Source organism: Calothrix sp. FACHB-168, assembly GCF_963889195.1.
GTDB lineage: Bacteria > Cyanobacteriota > Cyanobacteriia > Cyanobacteriales > Nostocaceae > Aulosira > Aulosira anomala_A.
Genome location: NZ_CAWPNJ010000052.1, coordinates 1 through 15,996 on the forward strand (window position 1 = coordinate 1; position 15,996 = coordinate 15,996).

The following is a 15,996-nucleotide window of genomic DNA, read 5'->3' on the forward strand; positions in this document are numbered from 1 at the left end:
TGTTCACTTTAGTTGTGCGTGATTACATTGTGAACAATCTCACCAATACTTGTGCTGCCTAGTACACATCAATGATATTTTTTGTCAATGCGTAAGTCCTAAATAATATGTTTGTAAATTTCAAAAATTTATTCACACAGCCAGCGCTAATTTCTAGCGCAGTCATCACACTTTTACTGGTAGGAATTCAAAAAATTGGAGTTTTAGAGCCGCTAGAACTAAAAATCTACGACCAAATGATGCAAATGCGCAGCGATCCTGGGGAAGATCCGCGTTTATTAATTGTCGCTGTTGGTGAAAAAGACCTACAAAAATGGAACTGGCCGCTTTCTAGTCAAATATTAGACCAAGCACTAGGTAAACTTGAGGAATATGAACCGCGCGCCATTGGTCTAGATATTTTCCGCGACTTACCTGTAGAACCAGGTCACGAAAAATTACTCCAACGCCTACAAGAAAGCGATATTATCGTCCCTGTCTGCAAACATTCAGACACCTCAAGTTCTGGAAATCCCGGAACGCCACCCCCCACAGGAGTAGAAGCCGAAAGAGTTGGATTTAGTGATGTTGTCGAAGATACCGATGGTGTAATTCGCCGCAATCTTTTATCTGTAAGTACAGATGCAAGCGATCCTTGTCAAAGCGTATCTTCTCTAAGTTTACAATTAGCGCTGAAATATTTAGCAGTAGGAGGAATTCAACCAGAATTTACCCCTAACCGAGAACTAAAACTACGTGATATTGTTTTTAAACCTTTACAACCTCACGTTGGCGGTTATAAAAAAGCAGATACCAATGGCTATCAAATCCTGCTTAATTATCGTTCTTCCCGGGCAATTGCCAAACAGGTAACAATTACAGAACTGCTAGAAAATCAAGTAAAACCAGAATTAGTCAAAGACCGCATCGTCTTAATTGGTTCTACTGCACCTAGTTTAAATGATATTTTCAATACACCATACACTAGCGGCAGGTCAGATATTTCTGGCAAAATGTCAGGAGTAGAAATTCATGCTCACAGCGTCAGTCAAATTTTGAGCGTTGTTCTCAACAAACAGCCGTTATTTTGGTTTTTACCTGGTTGGGGAGAAGTTTTCTGGATTTGGGGATGGACTTTAATCGGTGGGTTAATCGCTTGGCGCATTCAGCATCCGCTAGGCTTAGGATTAGCAACAGGAACAACCCTGTTAGTCTTATTTGGCAGCAATTTTGCGATTTTTACCCAATCTGGTTGGTTTCCTGTCGTATCTCCTAGTTTGGGGTTAATCTTGGCAACTGGTAGCGTTTTAGCATATAGCGCCTATCAAACTAAGCAACAGCAAGCAATCATCTTGCAACGAGTGCAAGAGCAAAAAGAATTAATTGCCCAATTGCAAGCTCTCACAACAAATAATCAGTACAATACACAACAACCAACAACACTTGCCAATACTGTTTATGCACAAACTCAAGAATTAGCACCAAGTATTGTCCTAAATAAGCGTTATAAAATAGTCAATAATTTAGGTGCTGGTGGCTTTAGCTATACTTATTTAGCAGAAGATATCAAGCGTCCTGGTAATCCGCAATGTGTGGTGAAACAGTTACATCCGGCTAACCAAGAGGCAGAATATTTAACTATTTTGGGACGTTTATTTAAAACAGAAGCTGAAATTTTAGAAGTTTTAGGTAAACATCCACAAATACCATATCTATTAGCTTTCTTAGAAGAAAATCAGCAGTTCTATATAGTACAAGAATTTATTTCTGGGAATCCGCTTTCTGATGAACTCACCCCCGGTAAGCGGTTTTCACAAGCTGAAGTTATAGCCATCCTCAAAGAAATTTTGCCAGTGCTGGTATTTATCCACGGTTACGGCGTGATTCATCGGGATCTCAAACCGAGTAATTTAATTAGGCGCAAAGCTGATGGCAAAATTGTGTTAATCGACTTCGGCGCAGTCAAGCAGATTCAACCCCAAGAACAAGATAGCCAAACTATCGCCATTGGTACTCCTGGTTTTGCACCTGCAGAACAAATGAGCGGTCAACCAACAATGAATAGTGATATTTATGCATTAGGGATGATTGCTATTCAAGCTTTAACTGGTATATATCCTAAAGTATTTCGCAGAGATGTGAATTCAGGTACAGTCATTATCCAAGTTGAATCTCAAACTGGCGAGCAAGTTTGGCAGTATTGGTGGGAAATAGCAGAAACTACCAAAGATTTTGCCAAACTCATCGATAAAATGGTACATATGGACTTTACACAAAGATATCAGTCAGCAAGCGAAGTATTGAATAATTTAGAAAGTTTTTAACATAGGGCATGGGGCATTGGGCATGGGGCATGGGAGTATAGTATTAGGCGTAGGCGTAGGTTGGGTTGAGGAACGTAGACGCGGAGCGGCTTCCCGTAGGGTAACCCAACATTTGTCCGGGCGTTGGGTTACCCTACAGGAAGGCTGCGCCTACGCAAAGCCTCAACCCAACCTTGTATCTTAGCTTTGTCGCCCGCCTTGGAATGAATTCTAAGGCTAATAACCCAAGTAGGGGCGGGTTAAGCGAGATAGTCGTGAATTATTGGAGCATATCTGTGAACCCGCCCCTACTGAAGTAGACTCAAGATTTTGAGGATATTTAGTCATCTTGAGATGACTTTGGCTATTAGCAAGGAACTTCAGTTCTTTGCGGTAGAAGAGTTTGGCCTTAAGTTGACATGTATGGGTAACTCCGCCCTTACGAGTTGCGGTTTTGGTAAGTTAATGATTGGAATATTTTTTATCTGGAAGTCCCTTAGGCGTATCAATGTAGTAGTGACAGTCAACAGTCAACAGTCAACAGTCAAATCGAATTACAATTCCCTCAGTGCATTCGCCAAATATATATACTGTTCCAGGCTATTGTAAATTTGTGCTGATATGCGTAGCAGTAATTTTGGCGATTCATGCCAAGGTACTATTTGTGCTTGAATGCCAAATTTATCAAATAATTCATCATGTACGGTCATAAAATGGCGGTTTTCTAATGCAGCTGACATTGGTATAACTGCCATAGAACCTATCATTTCTTCCGGACAAGGCGGTAAAACTTCTAAGGTTTGACAGAGTAACTGTCTTGCTTCTAACACTAGCTGATGATTTCGCTGTCTTAACTCATTCCAGCCACCAGGTAGCAATGAACCCATAAAAGCGATCGCATCCGGGATGCACATATAAGCGGTAGGATCGTCTGTACCAGTCCAATCGAATTCTAATTGAAAACGGCTTTTATCCGTTCTCGGTGAATTTGCACCGTGGCTAATTGTCAACGGACGAATCTGAGACTGTTTATCTCGTCGCACATACAAAAATGCGGCTCCCTTCGGCGCACATAGCCATTTATGGCAATTCCCAGTGTAATAAGTTGCGCCAATTTCTCGCAAATTTAGCGATATCATTCCCGGAGCATGAGCGCCATCTATGAGAGTATCTATCCCAAGCTGGTGTAATTCCTGTACTAATTGCTGAATCGGGAAAATTAAACCAGTTTGGCTAGTAACATGATCTAACAGCGCTAATCGCGTATTTGGCGAAACTCGCTCCATGACTGCTGCAATTACTTGCTGTGGCGATTCAATGGGAAACGGAATCTTAGCTATAACTACCCGCGCACCTGTACGACTAGCAACAAAATCTAGGGCATTACGGCAAGCGTTATACTCATGGTTGGTGGTGAGAATTTCGTCTTCACTCGAAAATGTCAGAGAGCGCAATACAGAATTAACGCCAGTGGTGGCATTATTCACAAATACCAAATCTTCCCTATCTGCACCAACAAATTCTGCTAGTTGATTTCTCGCATTATCTATTAGTGGTTCCCATTCTCTCCCAAAAAAACGTAATGGTTCTTGTTCGAGTTGCGATCGCAATTTTTGCTGAACTGCTAACACCGCTTTCGGACAAGCACCAAAAGACCCATGATTTAAAAATGTAATCTCTGGATCTAGAGTCCACAACTCCTGAAAATGAGAATGATGAAGTTTGAAATTTACCTTTTCATCCTTCATCATTCACCTTTTATCCTTTTAAACTCCCCAGGCCGGATTCGAACCAGCGACCAATCGATTAACAGTCGATCGCTCTACCGCTGAGCTACTGAGGATTGCTCACGATTTATAATAGTAAAGTAATAAATAGGTTTTGGCAAGTACCGCCGCCAAATTTTTTTTAATTCTCAACTCGATAGCTGAAGTGATTGATTTTGGCTGGTAAACACAGATTCTGGATTTAGAGCAGAGACTAGCTAGCAAGCCCTATTTCAAGCCCATCCGCAATTCAGCTAAACGCTCGCGGGATTTGGGATCTATAGAATTAGCTAAAAACCTGCTATTGGATTTTTTGCGTGATTGATACTTGTGTCGCATCCGACAAACTGTCATTTCCACCTCACCACAGAGTTGTTGTGCAGACAACCATTCAGCACCATACCCCTGTACCATCAATTGCTGTGCCCTATCTGAGGTGGCGACAATCACGCGCGAAAGTCGCGATTGTGCTATTTCGTAGCGTAAAGATGCACAAAGTTTTTCAATGTATGTATCTGCTGTTTGCCCAAAATCAGTGTAATGAACTGATAAAAGCTCTGTAATAATCTCTTTGTTGCTAGCAGCGTTTTGATATTGGGCATCAAAAACGATTTGGGTGTCATAACCTTGAAACGAGCTATAACTAGTCATCGTTTCCACTAATTCTCCCCGTGCTGCTTCTAGTCCAGCATTATCACGGGTTCTCTTGAGACAAGACCAAGCGCCAATTATATTGTAGCCGTCTACTAATAAAACGGCTGGGGATGAGGGACGAGACATGGTTTTTAATCACAGTTATATAGAGTTGGCAAAATTCGTTCATAACTCTATATAGTACTTGAAGCATTGCTTGTAACACTATGTTACAGAAATCTAAAGTCTTGGCATTGAATTATCTAAAAACTGGAAAAGCGCCTTTTGTCGGCGCTTTTGAGTTGTTTAAATTGTTGGTGTTGAATTATGAGTTTTCGACAAAGAACTAGGCTGCTAGGCAATTTCCGGGTTTCATGTTGGTAAATTACATCTGGCGAAAATGTGCAATTTGGACATGAATGAGTCTTGTCAAAAAATACAGATTTTTCCCGAAATGCAGAAGTTCACACCTTCAGCTAACACAAAATGCAGCGAAGGTTTGGGTAGTTTATGAAGCGGCTTTGTCTACTTCCATTAACCGTTGTTTCAGGCGTAGTGGTTCACCTTGATCTACTAAAGAGCCATTGTCTAATAAAAAAGCTCCGTCACAATAATTCAACTCATCAAGGCGATGGGTTACCCACAAAGCCGTGATTCCCCGCGTTTTGACCAAGCGATGCACGCTAGCTACTAAATCCAGTTGACTATCGGGATCTAATAAAGCAGTGGGTTCATCTAATAACAGGATTTCACATTGGCGAGCGATCGCACCAGCAATTGCTACCCGTTGTTTCTGTCCTCCACTCAAAGCATAGATAGGACGGCGTTGCAGCGCTTGTAAATTAACTGCACCTAAAGCTTCCTCTACTCTGGCTCTGACTGTCGCAGGCGGTAATTTTTCTTCCACTAATCCAAAAGCCACATCCGCACCAACTGTTGGCATTACCAGTTGATGATCGGGATTTTGGAACACAAAGCCAACGGGATGCAACACCCCAATTTCGCCTGAAGTGGGAGCTAATAATCCTGCTAACAATCGGAGTAATGTCGATTTCCCGCTACCATTAGTACCCAAAAGCATCCAAAATTCGCCTCTAGGCACTTCTAAAGAGCAAGATTTAATGGCTTTCGCACCACTAGGCCAATTGAACTGTAGATCGCGAACCGCAATACCCACTTCCGCCATTTATCTCACCTGCTCACTCACTAGTTAGAGCCACAAAACCAGGTGGTCTACCACTACTAGTGGTGACACCATCTTTCTGAAGAATTTGCACCCCAGAAATTTCACTAGCACGAACAGCAATTTTTTTCTCTGTCTTGCCCTCACATATTAGTTCCACAATGTCAGGGTTACCAGACCGCATCGCTGCCAAAATTAACTGGTAAACAGCCTCAGCATCCTCTGCTGACTTACGTTGCACTGATAATGGATAAGCAGTGTTTCTGACGGTTAAGTCGATGGTAAACATTTAGCATTAAACAATTTAACTGTAGGACTCATTCTAGCGCTAGCTGTCAGGATACTGGTGTAGAGTCAAAAGTCAATAGTCAATGGTCAGTTGTCAGTTGTCAGTTGTCAGTTGTCCCCAATGCCCAATGCCCAATGCCCAATTGTTAAAAAAAATTAAATTTAACCTAGAAAAATTAGAGATTTGCACTTAATATGATTAGAGTCAGTAAAAAATTGTAAACTGGATTGACAACCCAGTAAACTTTCTGTCTATGGAAAGCTAAAGAATAATAGCGATCTATAATACAGAAGTAAAAACCTGTACTTATAAATTTTTGGAGATTTCCTCTAATGACCATCGCAGTTGGACGCGCCCCCAGTAGAGGGTGGTTTGACGTTCTAGACGACTGGTTGAAGCGCGATCGCTTCGTGTTTGTAGGTTGGTCAGGGATTTTATTATTCCCCTGCGCTTTCCTAGCACTAGGCGGTTGGCTAACAGGCACAACCTTCGTCACGTCATGGTACACCCACGGTTTAGCATCTTCTTATTTAGAAGGCTGTAACTTCATCACCGTAGCCGTATCCACTCCAGCAGACAGTTTGGGACATTCCCTATTATTGCTCTGGGGCCCAGAAGCCCAAGGAAACTTTACCCGGTGGTGTCAACTTGGCGGTTTATGGCCATTCGTAGCGCTACACGGAGCCTTTGGTTTAATCGGCTTCATGTTACGCCAATTTGAAATTGCCCGTCTAGTGGGAATTCGCCCTTATAACGCTTTAGCATTCTCTGCACCCATCGCGGTATTCGTCAGCGTCTTCTTGATGTACCCCTTGGGACAATCTAGCTGGTTCTTTGCACCCAGCTTTGGTGTAGCCGGAATTTTCCGTTTCATCCTGTTTGTTCAAGGTTTCCATAACTTCACCCTCAACCCCTTCCACATGATGGGTGTAGCAGGTGTGTTGGGTGGTGCATTACTTTGTGCGATTCACGGAGCAACAGTAGAAAACACCCTATTTGAAGATGGCGAAGCAGCTAACACCTTCCGCGCCTTCAACCCCACCCAATCAGAAGAAACCTATTCAATGGTGACAGCAAACCGCTTCTGGTCACAGATTTTCGGGATTGCTTTCTCCAACAAACGCTGGTTACACTTCTTTATGTTGTTTGTACCAGTAACCGGACTGTGGATGGCAGCAGTAGGCATCGTTGGTATCGCACTTAACCTGCGGGCTTACGACTTCGTATCCCAAGAATTACGGGCTGCTGAAGACCCAGAATTTGAAACATTCTATACCAAAAACATTTTGCTGAACGAGGGTATCCGTGCTTGGATGGCACCTCAAGATCAGCCCCACGAGCAATTTGTCTTCCCTGAAGAAGTACTGCCTCGTGGTAACGCTCTGTAATAATCTGAGATTAATTAAGCTTTAATTAGTCTTTATACTCCCTCACCTTATAAATGGTGGGGGATTTTTATGTCCTTGAGTTGTTCAGATTTAAGCTAATGGGCGTCTACATTAATTACATAACTACTAATCAGGGCTGTTGACTGTTGACTGTTGACTGTTGACAGTCCTCACAATGGATTATGGAACTTAAAAGCAGAATAGCTTAGTAGTCTGTGCAACTAACAAAATTAATTATTTCGTAAGTAGCCTGAAGATATTTCACAAGAAAATTATGTGCTATATTGAGTAAAGGTAAAAACCCAGAGCAAAATGCTCTGCCTTATTGAAACTAAGACCGCTTAGGCAACAAGGAGGTGATGCCCATGATAGAAAGTAGTAAACGCATGGGTCATCAGGTTGCAGTTAGCCGGCTGTGCGCCGGGGCTGTTCTCTAAAAGTTAGCCTTAGTTATCTGAAAGATACTAAGTGTAGCTCAAGTAGCTAGGCTGATGCACGGAGTTCCTTCCGGCAGTCTGGTTGCAACCTGAAGACCCGACTAGACCGCTCTGACTTAGATCCACCGATCTAAATCAGAGCGGATAGTTTTTAGAAGGGGGTAAAATTATTAAATTATCAAAGCGATCGCATCAGCATAGATAAAATCTTCATATAATATGCTGTACAAGTACCAGTAGTAATTGCTAAATAAAAAGTAATATATATTACCAAAGGAATTGCTGAATATGGCGCAGCTACTGACTGAGAAAGAAATTGAAAACCAAGCAAGCTTACTGTCAGGGTGGACAGTGGCAGACAAGAAATTAGAAATTACCCGGAAATTTCAGGATTTTATCCAGGCAATTGAATTTGTTAATAAATTAGTGGAACCTTCTGAGTCTCTAGGACATCATCCAGATATAGAGATATCTTACAACAGGGTGAAAATCCAACTAACTACACACGACGCTGGTGGACTAACTCAAAAAGACTTTGATTTAGCCGCAGTAATTTCGCAAATAAATTAGTAATTTTTGCGAGAAAGTTGAGTGAAAAACATACGAAAGATAGGAGACAATCAATAGCTTTTATGCATTCTCAGGTACGTAATTGCTACGGATTACTTAAGTAAATAGGGATTTTAGTAAATTTTCTATCCCTAATTTAGGTTTTCATGTATTAGCTTGTGTGTGTGACAGTTTTTGAGGCGATCGCTTTGATGTTGCCATGTGTGTGAAATGTTTTATAATGATATGCTAATAGAGGTGTGTTTTTGCATAAGTTAATTACATCAATATTTAACATCAGTTAACTTAGTTATTAGCTGCGCAAAAACTAGAATTGTATTAGTGGCAACTATGCCTCATCGAAAATCCCAATTAAGATGTCGCATATTGAAAATAGGTGCAACGAACACAATTATCTATACAAGGTGTGAGGAGAAGAGAAAAAATGTCTAATATTCTATGGAAATCCCTGGCGATTAGTCCAGCAGTTTTAGGAGCAACACTGCTCGTTTCCACAACAGCCATAGCAGCTCCTGCTACTACAACAGAAGTAGCATCCGATCAGCAAGCTGCGCCTGAACTAGCACAAAAGCCCGCAGAGATTATAGCTCAAGCCGCCCCCACTAGCGATGATGCTAAAGTTCTCGATCAGGTTAACCGCTACAGCAAAGAGGGTGCTAGCAACAATCAGGCTCAAGTTACATCAGTTTCGCAATTTTCTGATGTTCAGCCAACTGACTGGGCATTCCAAGCATTACAGTCCTTGGTTGAGCGCTACGGTTGTATTGCAGGTTATCCCAATGGTACATATCGCGGAAACCGTGCTTTAACCCGTTATGAATTTGCAGCTGGTTTGAATGCTTGTTTGGATCGGGTTAACGAACTAATTGCGACAGCAACAGCTGACTTGGTAACCAAACAAGATTTAGCTACCTTACAACGGTTACAAGAAGAATTTTCTGCCGAACTCGCAACCTTACGCGGTCGCGTTGATTCCTTAGAAGCGCGTACAGCTGAATTGGAAGCCAATCAATTCTCTACAACCACCAAGCTAGTTGGTGAAGCTGTGTTCGCTGTTAGCGGTGCTTTTGGTGGCAAAACTGGTGATGCGAACAATGTTGTATTCCAAGACAGAGTACGTTTAGGATTGGAAACCAGCTTTACTGGTAGAGACAAATTAACAACTCGTCTGGCTGCTGGTAACGCATCATTGTTTGATTTCAGAGACCAAGATGGTAACTCTATTTCTACCGGAGAAGGTACACAAACCTATCAAGCAGGTAGCACTGGCAACAACAGTGTAATAATTGACCGCTTGACCTACGAAGCTCCTTTTGGACCTGCTCAAGTTTACCTCGCAGCTGCTGGTGGTCGTCATAGCCATTATGCTGCTGTCAACAACCCCTACTTCTTCGATAAAACTGACGGTGGTAACGGTGCATTGTCTACCTTTGCATCTGAAAGCCCAATCTATCGCATCGGTGGTGGTGCAGGTATAGCACTGAATATACCTTTTAGCAGTGGTGGTAGCATTTTTAAACCAAGTTCTATAACTGTAGGTTACTTGGCTTCAGATGCAAATAATCCTGGTAATACAGCTACAGGTGAAGGTTTAGGTTTATTCAATGGTAACTATGCAGCTTTAGGACAGTTGAACTTTGCTGTAGGCGATCGCTTGGCATTAGCTGCTACCTACGTCCACGGTTATCATGCCCCTGGTAGTGTTTTATTTGATTCCGGTGCTGGTCTCACTAATGATACTGCTCTACCTGGTTTGGTTGGTACGGGTCCAGCCAACTTGATAGATGCTCCAGCTAACAGCAACTCCTACGGTATTTCTGCTGCATTCAGACCTAGCGACAAATTGTCAATTAGCGGCTTTATCTCTTACCATGATGTGACTCAACAAGGCGCTGGCAACGATTTTGAAGCTTGGAGCTATGGCGGTGGTATAGCTTTACCTGACTTCGGAAAGAGAGGTAACGTACTAGGTATTTTTGCAGGTGCTGAACCCTATGCTCGCCGTGCTGGTGCTCCTGGTAATCTCCCAATTCATGTTGAAGGCTTCTACAAATATCGCGTATCCGATAATATCTCCGTTACTCCCGGTGTTATCTGGTTGAGAGCTCCTGGTCAAGGCGATGAAGAAAACGCATTCATCGGTACACTCAGAACCACATTTACCTTCTAGAATCTAGAGTCTGGCTCTGATTTCCATCTGTGTACATGAGAATTTGAATTTCATTAAACCCCGCCTAATAGCGGGGTTTTTTTATGCTCTTAGACATTTATGTGATGAGGGTTTTGCACAGCTAAAACTCGACGATAAGTGATACCAATTCAAGAAAAAATGAGACAGATGCGTAGCTTGGGTAGAAGGTCGTGAAACCCAACAATTACAGGACTTTGAGTGTTGGGTTTCGTTCCTCAACCCAACCTACATTCACATCATATTTTTTGTGAAATGGTATGAGGTTTATACCAATTTAAATAATGTTTGCGGCACATCAAGATATTCTAGAGGGCATGGCAATGCCATGCCCCTACCATCTGTCGCATTGTTTTTTCAAGTTGGTATTACCTTGCTGCTTTCATCCGAATTGACCAATTTCAACTTCACAAGGGCTTTTTTGCAAAAAATCGATAGTCTACACAAACCCCAGTGAAGAGCCGGAGTATAATAGAAATGTATGAAGTATGAAAATTATTGATCCTTCATGCTTTATCCTTCATTCTTAATTGCTGCCTGTGGAAATATCCTGTAAGTCTGAATACGCAATCTTAGCCTTAATTGAGATGGCGAGTCATTATCAAAGCGGCGAACCGATGCAAATTCGGCAAATCGCGGCGCAACAAAATATACCCGATCGCTATTTGGAACAGCTGCTAGCAACCTTGAGACGCGGTGGTATCATCAAAAGTCAACGAGGATCTAAAGGTGGCTATTTCTTGGCGCGAGAACCTAAGAAAATCGCGGTTTTAGAAATTTTAGAATGTTTAGAAGGGTTAGATGTACAGACTACTCAAATAGACATTAATCCCAGGACTGTAGATAGTGGCGTAATCGCAGAAATCTGGCAAGAAGCTTGTCAGGCGGCAAACTCAGTGTTTCAAAAATATTCGCTGCAGGATCTTTGTGAAAAACGAGATTCGCGGCGGCAGTTGGATATTATGTACTACATTTAGTCCATAGTCATTTGTCATTCTTACAAAGTTCTGTTCGCCGGAAGCCGGCGCTCAGACTTTGCGCTTTGTCATTTGTTAAATGCGTCAGAATTTATAACCAAAATCAGGAATAATTATGCGAATTGTTAGTAACATTACAGAACTCGTTGGTCGTACACCTTTAGTCAAATTAAACCGGATTCCCCAAGCGGAAGGGTGTGTGGCGCAAATTGTGGTGAAGTTGGAAAGTCTCAACCCTTCTGCATCGGTGAAAGACAGAATTGGGGTCAGCATGATTAATGCGGCGGAACAGGAAGGGTTAATTACTCCGCAAAAAACTATATTGGTGGAACCTACTTCTGGCAATACAGGAATTGCATTAGCAATGGCAGCCGCAGCTAAGGGTTATCGGTTAATTTTGACAATGCCCGAAACTATGAGTGGGGAAAGACGGGCAATGTTGCGTGCTTATGGGGCGGAACTGGAACTGACACCAGGAATTGAAGGTATGAGTGGGGCAATTCGTCGGGCGCAGGAAATAGTGAATAAAACGCCCCATGCTTATATGTTGCAGCAGTTCCGCAATCCGGCGAATGCTAAAGTACATCGAGAAACTACCGCCGAGGAAATCTGGGAAGATACTGATGGTCAGGTAGATATGATTGTGGCGGGGGTAGGTACAGGTGGTACGATTACAGGTGTAGCAGAAGTAATCAAAGCCCGTAAGCCGAGTTTTCAGGCGATCGCAGTTGAACCAAGTAATAGCCCAGTATTATCTGGGGGTAGACCTGGGGCACATAAAATTCAAGGAATTGGTGCAGGTTTTATTCCTCAAGTGCTGAAGCTAGAATTGATTGATGAAGTGATTACAGTCACCGATGAAGAAGCGATCGCTTATGGTCGGCGTTTAGCTAGAGAAGAAGGCTTACTATCTGGGATTTCCAGTGGTGCCGCCTTATGTGCCGCCGTCAAAGTTGCCCAACGCCAAGAAAACGAAGGGCGTTTAATTGTCGTCATTCAGCCAAGTTTTGGAGAAAGGTATTTAACTACGCCATTATTTCAAGATTTGGAGGACAGAATAGCCGCTAGCATCAGCTAGCTATCAATTTGGATTAATGGTCGATTCTAATCACTACGAAATTCTTAAAGTTAGTCCCAATGCTAGCCAGGCGGAGATTAAGCAAGCTTATCGCCGCCTGGTGAAATTATTTCATCCTGACAGTAATCAGGAAACAGCAGATAAAGAGCAAATTATCCGGATTAATGCGGCTTATGAAGTTTTAAGCGATGCGGAAACTCGCTTAAATTACGACCAACAGCTTAAAGATAGTCTGCAAAAATTAAATAGCCGCCAACAGCGTACAGCATCGGCACAAAGACATTACCACGCGACAAAACACGCCGGTAAAGATGTTGATGAACTAATTGAAGAATGGCTGCGTTTAGTTTATCAACCAGTTAACGATATACTTTCTGACATTCTCAATTCTTTAGAAGAACAAATTGATGAACTAGCCGCAGATCCTTTTGATGATGAGTTGTTAGAAGAATTTCAAGATTACTTAACAGGTTGTAAAGATGACCTGAAGCAAGCGCAATTAGCTTTTCGTTCTCTACCGAATCCGCCAAGTTTAGCAAGGACAGCAGCGCATCTTTATTACAGTTTGAATCAAGTAGCTGATGGTTTGGAAGAGTTAGCTTATTTTCCTTTAAATTACGATGAGCATTATTTGCACACGGGGCAAGAACTCTTCCGCATTGCTAGAAGATTACATTATGAAGCAAAAGCTGCTGTGAAATAGATAATAGCAATAAATGATTGTTGATTGTTGACTGTTGACTGTTGACTGATTTGAAAGCGAAACATATAGATATTCTAGAGGTCATGGCAATGCCATGCCCCTACAATCTGTCGCATTATTTTGTCAGATTGGTATTAGTTTGATGTGCTAATTTATTTTTGAATTTTGAATTGTTAAAAATATCGTCGTCGGGCTTGTCGGCGTAAATAACGATAAATCAACCAGGCGATCGCGGCAAAGTTTAAATTGATGAATAACCTGGTTACTGTATACCACAGGACTATCGGATCGAGAAAATCCTGCCAATTTAGAGGGCTGAGTTTTCTCCCTAAAAGAAACAGCCCAAAAATGGCATTTCCCCCTAAAATTAGCGCAAATCCCGCTAAACCCATCTGCCAGTAACGAATATGGGGTGTATGGGCGGATATAAGTTGAATTGGCGGTTTACCTGCAAGTCTTCGCAGTAATTGTTCCATGCGCCAAAACATCCACAACAGAAAGGGAAAAAAGCCATAGCTGAGGAATTGTACAGGAGGTAAATAACGCCACGTACTAGATAAAACATTGACTAGGGCGTGACAAAACACAGAATTTAGCCAAGCTGTTAACAGGCTATTTCTGCGATGATTCAACCTCATGGCTAAGGCGTAACCCCAAGGTGCAGAGAACAGCGCATGAACTGGTGTACCAATACTGCGATCGAGAATTGATGCTGTGTTGTAGTACAGGTAAATCCAGTTTTCTTGGGCGGTGAATCCCAAAGCTACAACTATGGTAAAGAGGAAAATAGTGCTTGGGCGTAATTTATACCGACGTTGGAAATAGTAAGTAGGGATGATTACCGCTAAAAACTTACAACCTTCTTCAATCGGCCCAATTTCCACAATTTGCCGTAAAGCAATACCCGGAAGTGAATAGCTGATTCGTCGCCAATTCACAACCCAATTGGCGACATATTCAAAACCTATTTGTAAATTGAGAGCGATAATCCCAGATATTGCCCCACAGAAAAATAACAACAGTAACCTGATGAATGGTGGGGCAGTAAAAATACGGTAGCGATAGTAAAAAAGCAGTATTAGTGGTGGAATGACTGCCGACGACAGCAGTACCAAAAACTCAACCACTTACTTGAGCAATGACTGTCCGATGACGGGGACTGTTAGTGGTAATTGTGGGAGTTTGGAAACCAGCTTCCACTAAGGCTTGGGCAATATCTAAGTTGAAGTATTCATCTAAATAAGGTTCAGTACTTTTAAGCAGCGTCAAAATATAAGGTGGCATTTTCACGAACGCTTCTGATTGAGGATTCATGTCCATAATTCCTATGTGTCCACCGGGACGCAGTAAACGCCGTGCTTCAGCAAAAATTTGCTTGGTGGGGGACTGGGGTAATTCGTGACAAACCAGAAAAATGGAAACTAAATCAAAGGAAGCATCTGGTAATCCTGTGGTTTCGGCTGGTGCATGAACCCAGTTTATATTTGAATGACGTTGTTGCGATCGATATTCGGCTACAGCTAAGAAGTAGGGCGATAAATCTAAACCGGTGAGTTTGGCTTGGGGGTAAAGTTCTTGGAGCGCAAAGGTACTCATTCCCACACTGCACCCGATATCTAAGATGTCTTGTGGTGGGTTTGGGATTTGATTTTTCAAGATATTGTGGTAATTTTGGCGCAATTTAACATCACCTTGCGCCTCAGCACCTTGCCAGATTTTCGCGTGAACAGCATAAGCCGCAGGTTCTACTTCAAATGCAGCTTGCCAACTCATATTACCGGTTTCATAGGCATGAAATGAGGTGAGGTAGTAGTCTGGGTAGGAAAGCTGGGGATTTTCGACTTTAGCTAGTTCATTTGTCCAATCACGGGCGTGGAGTTGTGCTACTTCCTGCGTCCAAGGTACGCCCATTTTCTCGGCACGTTTAATCATCATTTGTCTGGCGCGGTGCTTGGCTAGGTTGGCTAAAGGCTTAATTGCGAGTACGCCATTTACCAAGCGGGAAGCTAAACCAGGAGGGTTATTTACAGCAGCAGTCATAGAATTACAGCAGTTTTCACCTATTTAAACCACATCTGTCGTAGGGGCACGGCACCAGTAAAATTATTGTATGTACCAAAAGATTGTCGGTGCCGTGCCCATACAGCGTGGTCTATTTACTTTTTAACTTATGACATAGTTGCTGGTTGCTAGTCTAGCAGCAGTTGCAATTATCTAAATATCTGCTGCGAATCTTCATTTAGGGACTTGCAAATAAGAAATAATCAATCCCTTGGATAAGCAGAGGAGGAATCAGACAATTATAGTCTTCGCTCTTTTCAAGGGATATAGGACTTACGCAAAATCATGAAAAAACGAACCGCGAAGTACGCAAAGAACACGAAGTAAAGAGAGTTTGGGAGAGTTATCGCGTAAGTCGTGGGATAATTTTTTGAGCCAGCAATATACTTTTTTACTTGCGGAAAACACTAAAATGTGTGCGCGATTTACCGAAATGGGTAA

At 42.3% G+C, this 15,996-nt stretch carries 13 protein-coding genes and 1 tRNA gene; 7 read left to right on the plus strand and 7 right to left on the minus strand.

Going from position 1 to position 15,996, the window contains the following annotated elements; genetic code table 11:
- The first annotated feature begins 107 nt into the window (after nt 1-107).
- On the plus strand, nt 108-2,303 hold the full coding sequence (locus AACW45_RS27595; protein WP_190629284.1) for a CHASE2 domain-containing serine/threonine-protein kinase: 2,196 nt from the start codon (nt 108-110) through the stop codon (nt 2,301-2,303).
- Between the two features lie 533 nt (nt 2,304-2,836).
- Here the strand turns inward: AACW45_RS27595 and AACW45_RS27600 are convergent.
- The 5 genes from AACW45_RS27600 to AACW45_RS27620 form a co-directional block, all read right to left on the minus strand.
- Nucleotides 2,837-4,030, minus strand: a complete 1,194-nt coding sequence (locus AACW45_RS27600; protein ID WP_190629607.1) for an aminotransferase class V-fold PLP-dependent enzyme — start codon at nt 4,028-4,030, stop codon at nt 2,837-2,839.
- 23 nt (nt 4,031-4,053) lie between these two features.
- Nucleotides 4,054-4,125: transfer RNA gene (locus AACW45_RS27605), tRNA-Asn, on the minus strand.
- Nucleotides 4,126-4,276: 151 nt separating this feature from the next.
- Nucleotides 4,277-4,828 (minus strand): NYN domain-containing protein, encoded by a 552-nt coding sequence (locus AACW45_RS27610; protein ID WP_190629286.1) that lies wholly within the window; start codon nt 4,826-4,828, stop codon nt 4,277-4,279.
- A gap of 361 nt (nt 4,829-5,189) precedes the next feature.
- Nucleotides 5,190-5,867, minus strand: coding sequence for an ABC transporter ATP-binding protein (locus AACW45_RS27615; RefSeq protein ID WP_190629288.1), 678 nt, complete (start codon nt 5,865-5,867; stop codon nt 5,190-5,192).
- Nucleotides 5,868-5,880: 13 nt separating this feature from the next.
- Complete coding sequence (locus AACW45_RS27620) at nt 5,881-6,153, minus strand: hypothetical protein (protein WP_096646489.1); 273 nt, start codon at nt 6,151-6,153, stop codon at nt 5,881-5,883.
- A gap of 332 nt (nt 6,154-6,485) precedes the next feature.
- On the opposite strand from AACW45_RS27620, the gene psbD reads away from it, so the two are divergent.
- The 6 genes from psbD (at nt 6,486) to AACW45_RS27650 (ending at nt 13,494) form a co-directional block, all read left to right on the plus strand.
- Nucleotides 6,486-7,541, plus strand: a complete 1,056-nt coding sequence (gene psbD / locus AACW45_RS27625; protein ID WP_096643895.1) for a photosystem II D2 protein (photosystem q(a) protein) — start codon at nt 6,486-6,488, stop codon at nt 7,539-7,541.
- A 725-nt stretch (nt 7,542-8,266) separates the two neighbouring features.
- Entirely contained in the window at nt 8,267-8,548 is a 282-nt protein-coding gene (locus tag AACW45_RS27630; RefSeq protein WP_190629290.1) for a 4a-hydroxytetrahydrobiopterin dehydratase, read from the plus strand.
- A 424-nt stretch (nt 8,549-8,972) separates the two neighbouring features.
- Entirely contained in the window at nt 8,973-10,718 is a 1,746-nt protein-coding gene (locus AACW45_RS27635) for an iron uptake porin (RefSeq protein ID WP_190629293.1), read from the plus strand.
- Nucleotides 10,719-11,275: 557 nt separating this feature from the next.
- The gene (locus AACW45_RS27640; protein WP_190629295.1) at nt 11,276-11,713 is read left to right on the plus strand and encodes an RrF2 family transcriptional regulator; all 438 of its coding nucleotides are present in this window, start codon (nt 11,276-11,278) and stop codon (nt 11,711-11,713) included.
- A 115-nt stretch (nt 11,714-11,828) separates the two neighbouring features.
- A complete protein-coding gene (gene cysK, locus AACW45_RS27645) occupies nt 11,829-12,791 on the plus strand; it encodes a cysteine synthase A (RefSeq protein ID WP_096646484.1) in 963 nt (320 codons plus the stop codon).
- A 16-nt stretch (nt 12,792-12,807) separates the two neighbouring features.
- Nucleotides 12,808-13,494, plus strand: a complete 687-nt coding sequence (locus AACW45_RS27650; protein ID WP_190629297.1) for a J domain-containing protein — start codon at nt 12,808-12,810, stop codon at nt 13,492-13,494.
- A 173-nt stretch (nt 13,495-13,667) separates the two neighbouring features.
- Here AACW45_RS27650 and AACW45_RS27655 read toward each other — a convergent pair whose 3' ends face one another.
- On the minus strand, nt 13,668-14,621 hold the full coding sequence (locus AACW45_RS27655; RefSeq protein ID WP_190629299.1) for a PrsW family glutamic-type intramembrane protease: 954 nt from the start codon (nt 14,619-14,621) through the stop codon (nt 13,668-13,670).
- Nucleotides 14,614-15,534, minus strand: coding sequence for a class I SAM-dependent methyltransferase (locus AACW45_RS27660; protein ID WP_190629302.1), 921 nt, complete (start codon nt 15,532-15,534; stop codon nt 14,614-14,616). Before AACW45_RS27660 ends, AACW45_RS27655 begins: the two co-directional genes overlap by 8 nt.
- Nucleotides 15,535-15,996 lie beyond the last annotated feature (462 nt).